This is a genomic window from Paenibacillus sp. UMB7766-LJ446, from assembly GCF_030226665.1.
GTDB lineage: Bacteria > Bacillota > Bacilli > Paenibacillales > Paenibacillaceae > Paenibacillus > Paenibacillus vandeheii.
Genome location: NZ_JASOYM010000001.1, coordinates 388204 through 406541, shown reverse-complemented (window position 1 = coordinate 406541; position 18338 = coordinate 388204). Strand labels below are relative to the sequence as shown.

Genomic DNA, 18338 nt, shown 5'->3' with positions numbered 1-18338 from the left:
TTTGTTTGTAAAATAATGACTTCATATAGAAGGGAGACGAAATGATGGCTACAGTTGGTCAAAGATTACCAGCACCAGAAGATAGTTGGAGAAGGTATGATAATCTATACTCATCAATTGCCTATACGGGAACTTGGCAAACAGAAACTCTGACCGCTAACTACAATGGTTCTGCCACTTACACTCAAGTAAGTGGCTCTACTGTTAATTTTAGCTTTCAAGGTACAAAGTTAAGAATTATGGGCGGTCAATATACAGGCAGAACAACGACAGCCCAAGTTATTATTGATGGCACAGTTCGAGGAACAGTGAATGAAAATGTTAATAGCGGAACAACACAGTCGTTGATATTTGACATCTCAGGTTTAGTGGAAGGAGTACACACTGTTCAAATCAAAACAGTGGATACTGCAATTTTCCTTTTTGATTCTCTTGATATTGATTCTAATGGATATTTAATTGGAAAAGTATCCACAACTCCAGATGCAGGATGGTCAAGATATGACATTGTAACAACACTTGATAATATCAGTTATACAGGCACTTGGAACACTAATTCCACATATACAGCATGTTGGGGAGGCACACTCACCTCAACTAGCACATTTGGAAAAATGAGCTTTTGGTTTTATGGTACTAAGCTACGTATTTATGATAGTTCTAATACAAATAGATCAACAAAAAACAGCGTGATTATTGATGGAGTAAGTAGGGTTTACAGTGCTTATCGGGCTAGTGCTTTAGATCAAGTTATGGTTTTTGAAATTACTGATTTAAGTTTGGGGTATCACTATGTAGAAATCTCAATCCCATCTAGCGAAACAGGTAAAATTTTAGCGATTGATTCTATAGAAATTGATTCTACAGGTGAATTCAGAAACCCTTACAGTAAAATCTTACTTTCATCAGGTGATAAGTATTATTCAAACGCACCTATAAGAAACCTAATTCCAAAAATGACAAGTAACACTTCTCCAATCGGCATTGCAAGAGGTAGTAGTAAGTTAAGCACGAACTATTGGGAATATTATGCTTTTGATGGTTTAATCGATAAAGAAACAGTCTACTTTTATAGCTGGATATCTTCAACAACAACTGGTTGGTTAGAGTATCAATTCCCCATTAAAACTATAGTTAATAAATATTCTCTTGTAAATGGAGTCAATTACGCTTCTATTGCTCCAAAAAATTGGGAGTTCCAAGGTAGCGACGATGGAGTCAACTATGTGACACTCGATAAGCGAGAAAATATTGTAGATTGGGTACTATGGGAAAAGAAATATTTTACATTCAATAATTCTAAATCATATAAAATATACAGAATAAATATCACTGCTAACAATGGACATGCTCAATATGTAGGACTTCAAGAAATGGAAATGTTCAATGTATTTCCTAACCTTAAAATTATTGAAGGCACAGTTGATGAGAGAATGGTAATAGATCATGGTTTGGATAAATTCGATTTCCCTCTATATAATGGTCAGGTAGATATGATTCAAACTTCAGTCGCACTTGGATCAGGAAAAACTTATCAACACTCAATTGATTTGTCAAAACGCCGAGTAGATAAAATTACACTTGGCTAAATTTACGAAGAACACATCTATATGGTGTGTTCTATTTATTTTTGAAAGGAGATGGAGAAATGCCTAAAATTAATGCAACGTGGAATCCCAATGACATGAATGGAAGCATGACATTATCCAATGGCAATTTAACTATTGTTTCGGCTATAGCTGCTACTGGTGCAGGGAATATACGCGCAACGCATGGTAAAACATCTGGCAAGTGGTATTGGGAGTTGAAGTTGGATGCTGGAGCAACGACATTGTTTGCTGGTATTGCAAGTAAGTCGTATCCAATTACTAGTGCGGAGTATATGGGAACTACATTAGACGCTTTGAAGATCAGAGCTTATTACAGCAACAACGGAAATAAGCTTCCTGAGAATGTAACTTATGGCGCAACTTCAGCCGTTGGAGACACTATAGGTGTAGCAATGAATCTTGATGAAGGTACGTTAGAGTTTTATAAGAATGGAGTTAGTTTGGGTGTGTCACATACCAATCTGAAAGATATGGGTGAGGTATTCCCTTTATTCAAGAGCATGGGAACTGCATCAAGAACAATAACCGTAAATTTCGGGGCTACACCTTTTTCATATTCAATTCCAACTGGATTTAAAGCCTTTAATCATGAAGTTGTTAATAAATTCTTGATTTCATCAGGTGATGAATACTTTAGCGTTACTTCTGAAATCACTGGAACAAGAAATGCTATTCCACAAATGACATCTAACACTTCTCCTAACGGTAGAGCATTTGCTAGTAGTGTAAATTCTTCGGGGGTTGATTCTTGGAAAGCATTTGATACATTCGATAATAGTTATTATCTTAGTGCGACTGGAACAGGTGGCATTGGTCACTTAGGATATGAGTTTGATAAGCCTATTAGGATCGGAAAGTATACTTTAAGGAGCACTAACACTCTAAGTGAAAGTACTATGATGCCTAAAGATTGGACTTTTGAAGGTTCAAATGATGGAGTAAATTGGACTGTCTTGGATACAAGAACAAATCAAACATGGACGGCAGTTTTAACAGACAAGGATTATTTTATCGACATCGACAAAACAGATAACTATAAATTGTATCGTATAAATTGGACTGCCAATGGAGGGAACGTTAATTATACATTAATCAATGAATTGAAAATATTTGAATTCAAACCCTCTAGGTTAGTAAAGATTCCCAACTCATTAGAGCAAACATTCAACAATCACGGTATGAATAAAGGAATTACTATTGATTTAACCACTTCTAAAGTATTTGAACAAAGACTTGTTGTTCAAGACAATTCCCAATCAGGTTCAGGCAAAGTATTCAAACAAAAAATCGACAGGTCTAAGCATCGAGCAAATAAGATTATATTAGGTTAGCTTTAAGAACACATCTATGTGGTGTGTTCTATTTATTTTTGAAAGGAGATGATCAAATGGCAAGTACTGAAAGCAACATGAGTAAATATGGAGTGGCATGGTTTAAGTTTGATGAATCTACTTCAACACAACTAATCGACAGTAAAGGAAGTAATGTTGGCACAGTAGCAGGTACAACAGTAATTACAGGAGTTAATGGTAACGCTAGATCATTCAATGGGACAAGTGATTTCATTAAATTCACAGGAACATTGATTCCTATTGGAGCTAAAAGTATACACTTTAAGATACGTGTTCCATCCATACCAAGTACTACTGGCTATACACTCATTAATGTAAACAATTTTTCTACACAGCAAGGATTTGGCATTCAGGTTGACGCAGATGGAAAAATGACTTTCGTAGGTTCACAAGCTTCATCTACATTTAGATATTTGCTGACTACTCCTAATAATATATGCGACAATCAGTGGCACGACATTTTATTTACATGGGATGGCACTATAAATACAGGTGCGGTTAAGTTATATGTTGATCATTTAGAAAAACCTGTTGCAACAGCAACAGCCGCATCACAAGAAACAACAGCCTACCATACTGGTGGAACTGCAATTGGTAGGATTGGAAGTACTGGAACTACTGGATATCTAAAATTTGATATTGACGAATTGGAAATTTACAACGTAGTGATTATCCCACCTGTTAGTAAATTCTTGATTTCATCAGAAGATAAATATTATAGCATTACAAGCACATACAGAGATAATGCTATTCCTGCAATGACAAGTAATACTTCTCCATCGGGTGTAGCTGAAGCCAGCTCAATGTATTCTACTTTTTACCCATGGAAAGCTTTCGATAGAATTGTAGATCAGAATGGATGGGTTTCTGCAAGTGGAGTTTTAGTGGGTTGGCTTAGTTATGAATTTCCTTCTGCTATAACTATAACAGGATATTCTATAAAATCTGGTAAGACTCCAGCTAACAGACTACCGAAAAATTGGACTTTTGAGGGATGGGATGGCGCAAAATGGATCGTTCTTGATTTGAGAGTAAATGAACCTAATTTCGGCACAGAAGATTTACGTTTCTATGGATTTATAAATAAGATTGCTTATAAGAAATATAGGATCAATGTCACTGCGAATCAAGGTGCTGGAGACTTTTTATCAATTGGTGATTTTGGTATGTATGAATCTTATACGTATGTCTCATATGTGCAAAACACAGAGAGCGACTTCATTATAAATGGAATGAACAAAGGAATGGTCATTGGACTAAATGATGAATTTTCAGAAAAAAGATTGTTGGTCAAGATTAATTCTTCACTTGGTTCAGGAAAAGTCTTCAAACAAAAAATTGACACAACTAAAATACCAATTAAGAAAGCATCAATCACATGAGTAAGTATATGTGAAATAAATGTTTAATTTATATTTATTTAGAAAGGAGTTGGGGTGACAAATGGCAATTTTAGGACAAGCACTGCCGCTTCCAGAACAAGATTGGATTAGATACGATGATACCAGCATTATTTTCAAGTATTCTATTGGATTCGTTTCATCTCCAAACGCTGTCTATTACAACGGAACTTCTAGGCTTTCATCGTCAATAAATTCAACCATAGAGTTTCAATTTGAAGGCACTAAGATTAGGGTAATCGGTAATAGTCATAATCTGGGGTCATCTAATATCTCCATTACAATTGACGGAATTACTGAAGTTTTCAGCGAATATAACAAAGATCTTATCATTCAACAGGCAATGGTATACGAAAAAACAACTTTAAGTAAAGGTGTTCATACAGTAAAAATAATTACAAATGATGCCAATTATGTTCTTTTTGATGCAATAGATGTTTATGATCAAAAATACTATAATACACTTTTGTATGCCAATGGTTCTTATTGCTATTATTCAAATTCATGGAACAAGCTATCTAGCAATACGCCAACGGAGCAAGATTACATTGACTATGGGATGAACGACATCTCCATCATCCCTAAATCCGCATGGGCGCAACTTCAAGGTGAAGTAGAATTATGCTACTACACTGACGATCCAACCAAAACAGAAGCATCTTTCAACATCGAAACCGAACCCTTCACTCTCGAAGAAGAATGGAAAGATAAAGACATAGAAGTGCTTTATTACACAGATGATCCAACAGCAACAGAATCGATGGTCACAATTGAAACCGATCCATTTACGTTAGCAGAAGAGTGGGAAGATAAAGAAATCAAAATCATTGAATACACCGACGATCCCAATCAAACAGAATCAACGATCACAATCGAAACCGAACCTTTTACCCTATATGACGAACTAGGTGATAGTGTCGATGTCTTGTATTACACAGATGACCCATCCAAAACATCAGCCGAATTAAATATCACTGCCAACTACTCCCCCTTGGATGAACTTGAGGGAGATTTTGACGTGGTTACATGGACGAATGACGAATACGTTATTGCAGGCAATAGCGACATGATATTAACGTACAATGCGTTGCCTTTCGAACAATTGATTGTGCAACCATCTGATATTGCTTTGTATGGAGAGATAAAAAAAATTATTGCTACGAAAGTAGTTCCAACCTCTGCTGAGGGCATATTGAAAATGGCTGCATCGTTCGACTCCGGGCTAACCTGGAAGGCGTATCGTTTCAATAAGTGGTTCGATGTGGATATTACGAATTCAACTTTGTTTAAGAGAAAGGGAATGAGTCTGGATACACTCAACGCTATCCCTGAAAAGGAACTAACAGGTTTAACCCGAATTGCCTATTACTTTGACAGTAGTATGCACTATGAAAATTCCTATGCGTTGGATGAAGTGATGATGGTGGTGGACTCGCCTCGTAATGCAGTCGAGTTCAAACATATGTCTCTGCAACTCCTGAATACTACGGCTACGATCAACGTAACCTTCTCTGGTAACAAGCTAAAGGGTCTGCTGGACGATGCAGATCAGGGTAAAGTCAAGTATCGCGTGTTATTGAACGGTAAACCATATTATCCGGAGGAAGGGGATTTCACTCGATTAATGTCCTCGCCGTTTAATATCGATATTGGCATTGACGAAAGGAAAGTTAATTTTGGTGCCGAAAACACTTTGAAGGTGGAGTTCCAGGATTACTGGGGCGTCATCGACTATTGGGAAACCAAATTTGTAGGAACGTTTTCTGGATTAATGTTTATTGATGAGTCGGGAGACTTTCTGTCCGATACATTTGGCGGTATTTTGAAGCAACTTGATTATGGTGTAATCATCGCTGGACAGACGACATTAACGAAGAAAGTTAGAATTAAAAATCTGCTTGGATATGCCGTGGATCATGTTTATCTGGAGATGGATAAGAAATTGGAAACCGACGGTGTAGAAGTCCAATTATCCAGACAGGCTAATCCTTTTCTTCCGATCGACTATCTGACATATGGTCTAACTCAGCCTGATGAGAGCATTGATTTTTATATTCGAATTGCAACTGATATCCATGCGAAGCCTAATCCTAATGGACATTTTGAGATGAAGGTCACCGCAGACCGGGTGTAGCTCTCAATACAATGAGACAGGAAGTGAGTAAAATTCTAAACGGGGAGACTCTATTAGATAGTTATATACATATTAAAAGTCCAGAAAATCGTTTTGCTGCAAAGTACATTCTATACAATCAGATAGACGAAGAATTATCTGCATCGTTAACAGCTGCGACAAGATTAGCTTCTGAAGTGTCCTCAAGCGTATCTGTCCGCGTCAGACGTACACATGAGATGACCAATTATCTTTCTATCATGTACAGAGGGCAAGGAGATTTGGATTCATCCATCCAAGCAGCATCTAAAATAGATCTTGATGGCACGCTCTCTGTTCGTCCACATAACCGTGCACATGGTAAATATGAGTTGTTGGAAGCACCACGTGTCGTAGTGAAATTGGAACCTATTGCAGATGCGACAACGCGAAGTCAGCCTCACTTACAGACACTCAACTTTGGTGACACGCAGCGAATGATGATTGGTAGGGATGAATTGGAGCAGTTTGAATCCTTCGTAAGTTTTGGTGATCTGGATGCCAGAATACCTGACCTATTATTCCTTGAAGAAGCCAAGTTGAAATTGTATTACACGGGGAGTCTGGCACCTGATGCACGTATTGAACTGCATCAGCCCAATACAATATGGCGTGAATACGGCATAACGTATGCGAACAGACCTCATTCAACTCAACTTTTATCATCTAGTTATATTCTTAATACAACTGAACGTTGTATTGAGTTTGATATGATGGAATTGCTGAAGATGTGGAGAGAGCAAAGCGTTCCGAATAGGGGATTGATCATTCAATCAAGTGATGCCACACCTATTTATTTCAACACTCGTGAGTCATCCAAACCACCGATTTTACAAATTAAATATATCACTTCTCAAATCTATTCCATCGGTCGAACCGAAATAGAAAGTGACGTTTTTATTTATGGCGCAGGTCGGACAGAAGTCGCTTCAACGTTAACTGTAAACAGTGATATTGGCCTTGAGTGGCTAACGTCAGAGGTGTATGTTCACAGATATCAAGACCATGTACATCATGATTTACCTGAGGTTATATCTGTTAGTCATCCTAACCTGGATGTAGACCTGATTGTAGCCAAGCGGTTGAATGTAGAACTGATGGGGACGATCACGGTAGCAGAAAACATGGTGGAGGAGAAACATTCATGGGTTGCCTTTTCGAATCCAGAGATCAATTCCGAAATTATTACCGCCATACGCACAGTCGCAGATAAAGAAAGCTTGGTAGCTGTTAGAGTAAGTCGCAACGAAGAAAAAGAGATGGGAATTACCGTATCTCATCCTGAAATATCTTCAGTGATTACTGTCGATAGACAGATGACTCTGGCTAGTGAACTAACCATTTCACAGTTATATGAAGAAGTCTGGATTTCGAATTTGGCTGTGTCTCGACCTGATATAAATAGCGAATTTAACGTAAGAGCTTCAGCGAATACAGACATATCCAGCATTATTGAAATTCCTAGTTTTGAAGAACAACCCGGGAAACTGTCTGTTTCCAAACCTGATGTGGTTTCGAGTATTGAGGTCAAGTATCTGGAAGTTCTGGATGGATTCATTGTCGTTAAAGAAAGAGAATATCTGGAGTGTACCATTCATGTGTATGAGTGGAAGGACATACAATCGACTATTGATGTGAGACAGATACTTGATATGGACAATGGAATTACGGTTTCCATACCGGATCTGGCTGGTTATATCCATCCAAGAGTAATTGCGAATGAGGAGTTAGGTTCAATTATAAGTATTCGTAAACGAGATGCGAGTGATTTAACGTCCACATTGGTTGTGAAAGGACCGGGGAATCAAGCATATTACTACATTTTATAAATCAAATAAAGTCAAAAAAGAGGGCCTAGTGCCCTCTTTTTTTGCGATTTTCGTTTAACACTCATTTAGAAGTAATGCATTCATTTAATCCGTAAAATAACTTACATTTTCTCAAAACACGGCAGGTGTCCACACAGCTATCCAAAAAGAGGCATACAATTATCGTGACCTGTGGAAGAGGAGGTGTATCGGGAAATTATGGTGACGATGGAGCCGATTGTGGTTGGAGAGCATGTGTTGGTCGGGGTAGAGGTTAAGCTGCCCAAAACGACATTACTGACGATTAATACATCCAAAGGATATATCATGTGCGGAGCACTCGATGTGGGGTTACTTAATGAGAAGCTTGGGGATCGCAAGATTATTGCAGCTCGGGCGGTAGGCGTGCGCACATTGGAACAGCTGCTGCATGCACCTATGGAGTCGGTGACAACGGAAGCTGAGGCTATGGGCATTACGGCTGGCATGACGGGTGTAGAAGCATTGCTCAAGATGATCTAATTCCTGAATAATCAGCGATGAAAATGGGGCTCCCCTTCCGGGAAGCCCTCTCTTTGATTTACATGTAACAATCCTATATCAAACGATCCACTCAAACTTACTTCCACTTCTTAAGCTTCATCCTTGGCGAACAGGGCAGCCAAATTCTCTTGGAAAGGAGCGCGAACAACGCCTTTTTCCGTAATAATGGCCGTTACATATTCGTTAGGTGTTACGTCAAACGCCGGGTTGAATACTTTTACACCTTGCGGTGCAGTGCGTTTGCCAAATCCTTCGGTTACTTCCTCCGCAGCACGTTCCTCAATCGGAATAAGATCTCCGGATGGCGTAGACAGATCAATGGTGGACAGTGGGCTGGCTACATAGAATGGAATATTGTGTGCTTTGGCAAGGACCGCTACGCTGTATGTTCCGATTTTGTTTGCTACATCCCCATTGGCAGCGACGCGGTCTGTACCGACGATAACTGCCTGAATCCAGCCTTTGGACATCACCATACCTGCCATGTTGTCGCAGATCAGAGTAACGTCAATGCCAGCTTGCTGAAGTTCGAACGCTGTAAGGCGTGCACCCTGAAGGACAGGACGAGTTTCGTCTGCGAATACTTTCAGGTTGATGCCGCGCTCGTGAGCGAGGTACATCGGTGCTGTCGCCGTTCCGTATTTCGCGGTTGCAAGTCCGCCTGCATTACAGTGTGTGAGTACTCCCATACCGTCTGCGAACAAAGGAAGAGCATTTTCTCCGATTAAGCGGCAAACTTCTTCGTCTTCTTTTTGAATCAAGAGAGCTTCGGCTTCAAGAGCAATATTGCTATCTTCGATATTTGCACCGGATTCAGCAAGCTCACTGGCTTTTTGCATCATGCGATCCAGCGCCCAGAACAGATTAACAGCCGTTGGACGGGAAGTGGCAAGATGAGCACAGATGGATTTTACATGATCCAGCCAGCCTTGGATGGCAAGTCCGTCATATGCCTTGGCACCTAGTACTACGCCGAATGCAGCAGCAATCCCTATCGCCGGAGCACCGCGAACTTTCATCGAGTGGATGGATTCCCATACTTCCTCAGGCGTGTACAGTTTCAGCATCAGAATTGTTTCAGGCAGCAAACGCTGATCAAGCATTTCAAGCTTGTCCTGTTTCCATATAAGGGAGGACAAAGGCTGATGTTCAGGGGTTGTCATGGATGTTCCTCCGTTTCCTTGAGTTAAGCCTTATGAGTTCTTTAAGTTAAATTTTAATGGCAGTAACTGCTGTAGCTACTGTATCCAGAAGTTCACCGATTGTGTTCAGATTACGATTACGCTTGATAAGTGCTTTACCAATCGCCAGCGCTTTGCGCTGAGCACGTTCACGTTCTGTGACATCCCCAATCGTATCGATATCTGCCACATGCGCGAGTCCGACAATACGGCGGACCATTTTCGCGCCAGCGAAGCCAGCAGCGTCTCTGAATAATTGTTGTACATAAAGATCTTCGTATCCGGGTGCCTTAGCCATAGGATCAACCAGGTCGGAAGTCCACAGACCACGGAAGCGGGATTCGAATTCAGTCCATACGTCACGAACCATATCCAACAAAATCGTTTCACGCTTATGAAGAGCCGTCTGATCTTGAATTCGACCTGGCAGTGAGGCGTAATGGAGAAGCAAATTGGCAAGCACGGCACCTACATCGAATCCCATTGGCCCAAAATAAGCAAATTCGGGATCAATGACTTTGGTCGATTCAGGCGTGACGAAAATGCTGCCTGTGTGCAGATCACCATGAAGCAGGGCTTGACCGTGGGTCAGGAATTTCTCACGCAGCAAGGCGACTTCAAGATGAAGTTCCCCATCTGTGCGAAGTGCTTCCGCTTCGTCCTCAATTGAAGCCTCATAATTATTTTTCTCCGCAATGCGATATGGCTCATCAAAGATCAGATCTTCGGTTATTTTACATTGGTCCGGATTGACGAATCTGCCCTGTTTCTCTTTCTTCAACTGCTGGTTCATGCCAAGGTCTGACGTGAAGAATAAAGTCCTTGCCATAAACTCCCCAATGTGTTTTGCAAAAAGAGGATACGTTTCGCCATCGATGAGGCCCTTGCGCATAATCACATGATCGCTTAAATCTTCCATCACGGTTAAGGCCAGATCATCATCATAATGGTACACTTCGGGTACCATTCCTGGACATAAACGATACTCTTCCTGCAGGATTTCCCGTTCAATTCTGGCACGTACCAGAGACAATGGCCATGATTCTCCGACCACTTTCGCATAAGGAAGAGCCTGTTTGATAATGATACTTTTATCGGAGTTCCGATCCGTGATATGGAAGACCAAATTCAGATTGCCGTCACCAATCTCACGACATTCCAAATTCGCATCTGCCGCAAACGGACCCGGTAATGTTTTGGCAAGTTCGATTGCATCCTGGGGCGTTAAAGGGTGATATTGGGACAAGAATGCCACCTCCATATATATGAAGAAACAGGAGAAAACCCACTTCTTTGCTTGGTATATGTCAGTATATCGGAAATAACAGTGATTTTGTACCCTTTTTTTGAGACAGGTGATACCGGACTTGTTTCGAACTTCCTGTGCACGGGTAAAAACAAATAGGCCGGACGGTTGACAGGAATACCGCCGACAAGGCTCTCTGCCACAGGGTGGAGCCGAATTGTTAAATCTCTGTCATTGACGGCAGGTTGACCTGCTTAAAGTGAATGTCAGACTAATTTTATAATAAAAGGATGGGATTAAGATGGCTACAAAAAACAAAACAGATCAAGCGAAATCAGTGGAACAAGTACTTAATCGTCAGGTGGCAAACCTGAACGTCCTGTATGTCAAAATTCATAACTATCACTGGTATGTAAAAGGACCTAACTTTTTCACACTGCATGTAAAATTTGAAGAATTCTACAACGAAGTGACTGTACAAATGGATGAAATCGCTGAACGTATTCTTACCCTCAAGGGCAGCCCTGCGGCTACAATGAAAGAATATTTGGAGCTTTCCTCTATTCAAGAGGCTGCTGGTGGGGAAGACGCCAAGACTATGGTACAGAACCTTATTGAAGATTTTGCTACATTGTCGAACGAGTATCAGGAAGGTATTGAAGTGGCAGATGCTGCTGAAGACCAACCAACATCCGACATGCTGACTGGCTTCAAGGCTGATCTGGAGAAACACATGTGGATGCTTCGCTCTTTCTTGGGCTAATCCCAGCTTTACCTGCCGAGTTAGTAGGTCGCTCACAAATACAGTTTGCTTATCTGCCCTTACTCGTTGTCAGGACGAGGCCAAGCGTCTATACTGCTGACAAGACTGATTTCGGGAGGGGAACGTTATGATAGGCACAACGATACCGGCATTAAAAGAATGGGCCTCTGCAATCAAAGCACTGGAAACGGGTCGTCAGGTTATGGTGATGCGTAAAGGCGGGATTGTGGAGGAAACCAGACGTTTTGAGTTGAAAAGTCCAGCGTTCTATCTGTATCCGACTTATGAACATCAGCGTAAAGAACTGATTAAGTCCTCTGATCATTTCTATGTTGATGAATCACTGGCCGAATGGGTGCCTGAAGCTTCGACGATCCGTCTCACAGCATATGCTGAAGTGACACAGGATTTGGAGATCAGAGATCAGGAGATGCTGGATCGACTTCTTGACTTTCATATGTGGACAGCGGATTTTGCAGAAGACCGCTTAAAGTGGAAACGAAAAGATCCGCTCCACGTATTGATACTCCGAGTGTACCGTTTGAAGGAACCGATGGAGATTCCCGTATTACCAGAATACAACGGATGCCGTTCATGGATTTCCATTCCGAATGGTCCGGTGCCGAGCGAAATGACGCCGGTGTTGGATGTTGCGGATTTTGACGAACAGGTACAGAAGATTAACGAGACGCTCAAAATGTAATGTTATTTATCGAAAGGACTTGTCCATGACGTGGATGGGTCCTTTTTTGGGTTGAGAGGAGAAGATTCGTTAAAAGGTTAAATTCCTGTGATTTTTCTCACTGTCTATTTATGACGAAGAAGTTTTGTTATTTGATTCAAACGGGCTTTTAAGATAGAATCAGGTAGAATAATGTTTCCTGCACGGGACAAGAGATCGTAGGAAATGACTTGATTATCATTGAGAATCAGTTTAGAATTATTCTAAAGTGATTCTTGCTTTGAAGATTGGAGCACAGGAGAAATTCAGGGGAAGCCCTGTTCAGATATAATAGGCGCTTTTTCGTTTTCGACAGTACACATCAATTTAATCAATGGAGGGAAACAATACACATGGCTACGAATTTCGTCATTGAAGGTCTGAAAGCGACGATCGAAGGTAAGGAAATCCTGAAAGGCATCAACCTGGAAATGAAAGGTGGAGAAATCCACGCAATCATGGGTCCGAACGGAACAGGTAAATCAACGCTGGCTTCTGCACTTATGGGGCACCCTAAATATGAAGTAACAGAAGGTACAGTAACTCTTGACGGTGAAGATGTATTGGATATGGCAGTAGATGAGCGGGCGCGTGCAGGTCTATTCCTGGCTATGCAATATCCGAGTGAAATCGCGGGTGTAACGAACTCTGACTTCCTGCGCAGTGCTATCAATGCACGTCGCGAAGAAGGTAACGAAATCTCCCTGATCAAGTTCATTCGTCAAATGGAAGGTAAAATGAAAGAACTCGACATGAATCCTGAATTTGCTCACCGTTACCTGAATGAAGGTTTCTCTGGTGGTGAGAAAAAACGGAACGAGATTCTGCAAATGATGCTGCTTGATCCGAAAATTGTAGTACTCGATGAAATCGACTCCGGTCTGGATATCGATGCTCTGAAAATCGTGGCAAACGGTGTAAACGCAATGAAGAGCGAAGATCGCGGATTCTTGATCATCACTCACTACCAACGCCTGTTGAACTACATTACTCCTGACTATGTACACGTAATGATGCAAGGTCGTATCGTGAAGTCCGGCGGACCTGAACTGGCTCACCGTCTGGAAGCTGAAGGATATGACTGGGTTAAGGAAGAGCTGGGAATTACAGACGAAACTGTAGGTCAAGAAGCGTAAAGACAAAACGGAGGAGGATAATCAATGACTACACAAACAATTCTTCCGGTTGAATCTGAAGCGCTTCGCGCCTTGTCGGAAAGCAACAATGAACCCGGCTGGTTGACCGAGCAGCGGCTCGAAGCCCTTAAGCTTGCAAGTGGGCTTGCGCTTCCCAAACTGGAAAAACAAAAAATTGAACGCTGGAATGTCAGCGAGTACGGCACATACAAAGCAAGTGAAGCGATTGCTTCACTTGAAGAAGTACCAGCTTCCATTAAAGATCTGGTTAAGGACCAAGCGGAAGGCAGCCTGGTTATCCAGCGCAATTCCGGTACAGTGTACTCCAAGTTGTCTGCTGATCTTGCAGCAAAAGGAGTTATCTTCACAGATCTGGCTACAGCGGTTCGCGATCATAGCGATCTGGTAAAACCATATCTGAATACGGCTGTAAAAGCAGATGAGCATTCACTTGCAGCACTGCATGCAGCACTTTGGAACGGCGGGGTATTCCTTTATGTTCCGAAAAACGTTGAAATTGAAGTTCCACTTCAAGCGGTACTGCTCACAGATGATGCTTCTGCAACGTTTGCACCTCACGTGCTTGTCGTTGCTGAGTCCAACAGCTCCGTTACTTATGTGGATAACTATGTATCCGGCGAACTGTCTTCACCTGTATTCCATAACGGTGTTGTGGAAGTGTTCGTGAAAGCTGGTGCCAAAGTCCGTTTCGCATCTGTTCACCAACTGAGCACAAGTGTTACCGACGTATCTTTCCGCCGTGCAGTGGTGGAGAACGACGGTTCGATTGAGTGGATCGTTGGCGAGATGAACAACGGTGATACTGCAAGCAACACGATGACAGTTCTTAAAGGAAATGGCTCAAGCTCCGATTCCAAAGTGATTGCAGTAGGTTCCGGTTCCCAGAAACTGAACTATACAACTGAAGCTCGTCACTTCGGCAAAAACACGCCAAGCCAGATGATTACACGTGCAGTTATGCGTGAAGAAGCTTCTGCAATTATTAACGGAATCACGAAGATTGAGAAAGGTGCTACCAAAGCGGACGGACAGCAAACAGAGAAAGTACTGATGCTGAGCCCGAAAGCACGTGGAGACGCCAACCCAATCCTTCTCATTGATGAGGATGATGTAACAGCAGGTCACGCAGCCTCTGTAGGTCAAGTCAATGTGGAGCAAATTCATTACTTGATGTCGCGCGGGATTAACCGTACGGATGCGGAACGCCTGATCATTTACGGCTTCCTAGCTCCGGTGGTGGCGGATATTCCTCTGGAAGCACTGCGTACCCAATTGCAGTCTCTCATCGAACGGAAACTGGGACAATGAACCCGGCTATCCGCGAGCAGTTCCCGATCCTCCACCAGGAAATCAATGGACACCCGCTCGTATATCTAGATAATGCAGCGACTTCCCAAAAACCGCTGGCTGTAATCGAAGCAATTAAACATTATTATGAATATGAGAACTCCAATGTGCATCGTGGTGTTCATACGCTTGGAAGCCGTGCAACGGATGCTTATGAAGGCGCACGGGAGAAGGTTGCCAAGTTTATCAACGCACGACGCACACAGGAGATCATTTTCACCCGTGGGACAACGACCGCTTTGAATTTGGTTGCTTCGTCTTACGGACGCGCAGTTTGCAAAGAAGGCGACGAAATTGTTATTACGCAGATGGAACACCATAGCAATCTGATTCCATGGCAGCAGGTAGCCAAGGAAACGGGAGCGACATTGAAATACATTCCGCTTCAGCCGGATGGCAACATTGATTTGGCTGATGTGGAAAAGACGATTACAAACAAAACCAAAATTGTTGCAATCGCCTATGTTTCCAATGTTATGGGTGTTGTTCATCCAGTAAAACAAATCGCTGAAATTGCACACCGTAATGGTGCTGTCATCGTTGTAGATGGCGCACAGAGCACACCGCACATGAAGGTGGATGTTCAAGATCTGGATTGTGATTTCTACGCATTATCCGGCCATAAAATGTGCGGACCAACCGGAATCGGTGCACTTTACGGCAAAAAGGCGCTGCTGGAGTCCATGGAACCGGTTGAGTTCGGCGGTGAAATGATTGATGAAGTTGGTCTCTACGATTCCAATTGGAAAGAGCTTCCTTGGAAGTTCGAAGGTGGAACCCCGATTATCGCAGGAGCGGTTGGATTGGGTGCAGCTATCGATTTCCTGGAGCAGATTGGTATGGATGAGATTGCTCATCATGAAAGTGTGCTGGCAGCTTATGCAACGGAACGTATGGCAGAGATTGACGGACTGACCATTTATGGACCAGCCAAGCGTCATGTAGGGGTCGTTACTTTTAACCTAGGTGACGTGCACCCGCATGATGTGGCAACCGTACTGGATGCGAGTGGCGTAGCCATTCGTGCCGGACACCACTGCTGCCAACCGCTGATGCGCTGGCTGGAAGTCAGTTCAACAGCTCGTGCCAGCTTCTATCTATATAACAACGAACAAGATGTGGACCGACTTGTCAGCGCCTTAATCCAGACAAAGGAGTATTTTGGCGATGCAACTTGATGATCTGTACCGGCGTGTCATAATGGACCACTACAAAAACCCGCGCAACCGCGGAACGTTTGATAATGACGCTGTCACTGTGAATTTGAATAATCCAACGTGCGGCGACCGGATTTCACTGCAACTTTTGCTGAAGGACGGAATCGTTCAGGAAGCCAAGTATACGGGGGAAGGTTGTTCCATCAGCATGTCCTCGGCATCAATGATGACCGAGGCAGTCAAAGGCAAAACGATGGATCAGGCACTCGACATGGCTAACCGTTTTTCCTCACTGATGAAAGGGGAAGAAGTCGATTTCGACGATTATGAAGATCTCGAAGCCCTATCCGGTGTGAACAAGTTCCCTGCTCGCATTAAATGTGCCACGTTGGCCTGGAATGCATTACGCAAAGGAATTGACGAAGAGGACAATGTACAATAACGATAGGGAGGTAGAGCAAGATGGCTAAAAAAGCACCAGAAATGGAAGAGTATAAATATGGTTTTCGTGACGAGCACAAATCCATCTTTCAAACCGGTAAAGGTCTGACTGCAGAAGTCGTTACCGAGATTTCCAAGATTAAGAACGAACCGGAGTGGATGTTGGAATTCCGTTTGAAATCCCTGAAACAATTCGAGAAGATGCCTATGCCGAAATGGGGCGGAGATCTCGACGGATTGGACTTCAACGATATCCAGTACTATGTTCGTCCTTCTGAAAAACAAGGGAAAACATGGGAAGAGGTACCTTCCGAAATCAAGGAAACTTTTGATAAGTTGGGTATCCCTGAAGCGGAACAAAAGTTCCTCGCAGGTGTATCGGCTCAGTATGAGTCCGAGGTTGTATATCACAACATGCAAAAAGAATTGGAAGATCAGGGCGTAATCTTCATGGATACGGATACTGCTCTTAGAGAGCATCCGGAAATCCTGCGCGAATATTTCGCAACGGTTATTCCACCAGCAGATAACAAATTTGCTGCACTGAATAGTGCCGTATGGTCCGGAGGAAGCTTCATCTACGTGCCTAAAGGCGTGAAATGTGAAGTGCCTCTGCAAGCTTATTTCCGGATTAACTCCGAAAATATGGGACAGTTCGAACGTACACTCATCATCGCAGACGAAGACAGCTTCGTTCACTATGTAGAGGGCTGTACAGCTCCAATCTACAGCACGAACTCACTGCACAGTGCGGTCGTTGAGATTATCTGTAAGAAAAATGCTCGTGTTCGTTACACAACGATCCAGAACTGGGCACCAAACATCTACAACCTGGTTACCAAACGTGCAGTTGCTGAAGAAAATGCAACGATGGAATGGGTCGATGGTAACATCGGTTCCAAACTGACGATGAAATATCCAGCAGTTATATTGAAAGGTCGCGGAGCTAAAGGTTCGGTTCTGTCCATCGCTGTAGCTGGTAAAAATCAGCATCAGGATGCAGGTGCGAAAATGATTCACTTGGCTCCAGATACAACATCAACCATTGTATCCAAGTCGATCAGTAAACATGGTGGTAAAGTAACCTACCGTGGTCTGGCTTCCTTTGGTCGCCAAGCGGAAGGTGCGAAATCCAATATTAAATGTGATACGCTCATTTTGGATAATGAGTCCACATCCGATACGATTCCTTACAATGAAATCATGAATGATAACATCATGCTGGAGCATGAAGCTACGGTATCGAAGGTGTCCGAGGATCAACTCTTCTACCTGATGAGCCGTGGTTTGACTGATGCCGAAGCAACACAGATGATTATCATGGGCTTCATTGAACCGTTCACGAAGGAATTGCCGATGGAATATGCGGTAGAGATGAACAGATTGATCAAGTTCGAAATGGAAGGCTCCATTGGATAAGGTTTGAAAAATACTGATGTATCAAGGGTCGGACCCAGTTT

15 protein-coding genes are annotated in these 18338 nt (G+C 42.5%); 13 read left to right on the top strand and 2 right to left on the bottom strand.

What is annotated here, in order from left to right; genetic code table 11:
- Positions 1-41 precede the first annotated feature (41 nt).
- The 6 genes from QP794_RS01950 (at position 42) to QP794_RS01925 (ending at position 8844) form a co-directional block, all read left to right on the top strand.
- Positions 42-1589, top strand: coding sequence for a discoidin domain-containing protein (locus tag QP794_RS01950; protein ID WP_285074686.1), 1548 nt, complete (start codon positions 42-44; stop codon positions 1587-1589).
- A gap of 59 nt (positions 1590-1648) precedes the next feature.
- Positions 1649-2941 carry an SPRY domain-containing protein gene (locus tag QP794_RS01945; protein ID WP_285074685.1) on the top strand — a complete coding sequence of 431 codons (1293 nt, stop codon included), beginning with the start codon at positions 1649-1651 and terminating at the stop codon, positions 2939-2941.
- Between the two features lie 56 nt (positions 2942-2997).
- Positions 2998-4344, top strand: coding sequence for a LamG domain-containing protein (locus tag QP794_RS01940; protein WP_285074684.1), 1347 nt, complete (start codon positions 2998-3000; stop codon positions 4342-4344).
- Between the two features lie 61 nt (positions 4345-4405).
- Positions 4406-6496 (top strand): hypothetical protein, encoded by a 2091-nt coding sequence (locus QP794_RS01935; protein ID WP_285074683.1) that lies wholly within the window; start codon positions 4406-4408, stop codon positions 6494-6496.
- Between the two features lie 11 nt (positions 6497-6507).
- Complete coding sequence (locus QP794_RS01930; RefSeq protein WP_285074682.1) at positions 6508-8343, top strand: DNRLRE domain-containing protein; 1836 nt, start codon at positions 6508-6510, stop codon at positions 8341-8343.
- Positions 8344-8541: 198 nt separating this feature from the next.
- Positions 8542-8844 carry a YunC family protein gene (locus tag QP794_RS01925; RefSeq protein ID WP_285075191.1) on the top strand — a complete coding sequence of 101 codons (303 nt, stop codon included), beginning with the start codon at positions 8542-8544 and terminating at the stop codon, positions 8842-8844.
- A 110-nt stretch (positions 8845-8954) separates the two neighbouring features.
- Here the strand turns inward: QP794_RS01925 and mtnA are convergent, their stop codons facing one another.
- Together mtnA and mtnK are read right to left on the bottom strand one after the other, a co-directional pair.
- Positions 8955-10028 carry an S-methyl-5-thioribose-1-phosphate isomerase gene (gene mtnA, locus QP794_RS01920; protein ID WP_285074681.1) on the bottom strand — a complete coding sequence of 358 codons (1074 nt, stop codon included), beginning with the start codon at positions 10026-10028 and terminating at the stop codon, positions 8955-8957.
- A gap of 46 nt (positions 10029-10074) precedes the next feature.
- The gene (mtnK, locus tag QP794_RS01915; protein ID WP_285074679.1) at positions 10075-11292 is read right to left on the bottom strand and encodes an S-methyl-5-thioribose kinase; all 1218 of its coding nucleotides are present in this window, start codon (positions 11290-11292) and stop codon (positions 10075-10077) included.
- A 301-nt stretch (positions 11293-11593) separates the two neighbouring features.
- On the opposite strand from mtnK, the gene QP794_RS01910 reads away from it, so the two are divergent.
- From QP794_RS01910 to sufB, 7 genes are all read left to right on the top strand, one after another.
- Positions 11594-12055, top strand: coding sequence for a Dps family protein (locus tag QP794_RS01910; RefSeq protein WP_017689542.1), 462 nt, complete (start codon positions 11594-11596; stop codon positions 12053-12055).
- 127 nt (positions 12056-12182) lie between these two features.
- The gene (locus tag QP794_RS01905; RefSeq protein WP_285074678.1) at positions 12183-12758 is read left to right on the top strand and encodes a DUF1802 family protein; all 576 of its coding nucleotides are present in this window, start codon (positions 12183-12185) and stop codon (positions 12756-12758) included.
- A gap of 371 nt (positions 12759-13129) precedes the next feature.
- Positions 13130-13912 (top strand): Fe-S cluster assembly ATPase SufC, encoded by a 783-nt coding sequence (gene sufC, locus QP794_RS01900; protein ID WP_024629093.1) that lies wholly within the window; start codon positions 13130-13132, stop codon positions 13910-13912.
- Between the two features lie 24 nt (positions 13913-13936).
- A complete protein-coding gene (sufD, locus tag QP794_RS01895) occupies positions 13937-15241 on the top strand; it encodes a Fe-S cluster assembly protein SufD (protein ID WP_285074677.1) in 1305 nt (434 codons plus the stop codon).
- Entirely contained in the window at positions 15238-16458 is a 1221-nt protein-coding gene (locus QP794_RS01890) for a cysteine desulfurase (protein WP_024629095.1), read from the top strand. The genes sufD and QP794_RS01890 overlap by 4 nt, the downstream gene beginning before the upstream one ends.
- Positions 16448-16879, top strand: coding sequence for a Fe-S cluster assembly sulfur transfer protein SufU (gene sufU / locus QP794_RS01885; RefSeq protein WP_024629096.1), 432 nt, complete (start codon positions 16448-16450; stop codon positions 16877-16879). Before QP794_RS01890 ends, sufU begins: the two co-directional genes overlap by 11 nt.
- 20 nt (positions 16880-16899) lie before the next feature.
- Positions 16900-18297, top strand: a complete 1398-nt coding sequence (sufB, locus tag QP794_RS01880) for a Fe-S cluster assembly protein SufB (protein ID WP_285074676.1) — start codon at positions 16900-16902, stop codon at positions 18295-18297.
- Positions 18298-18338 lie beyond the last annotated feature (41 nt).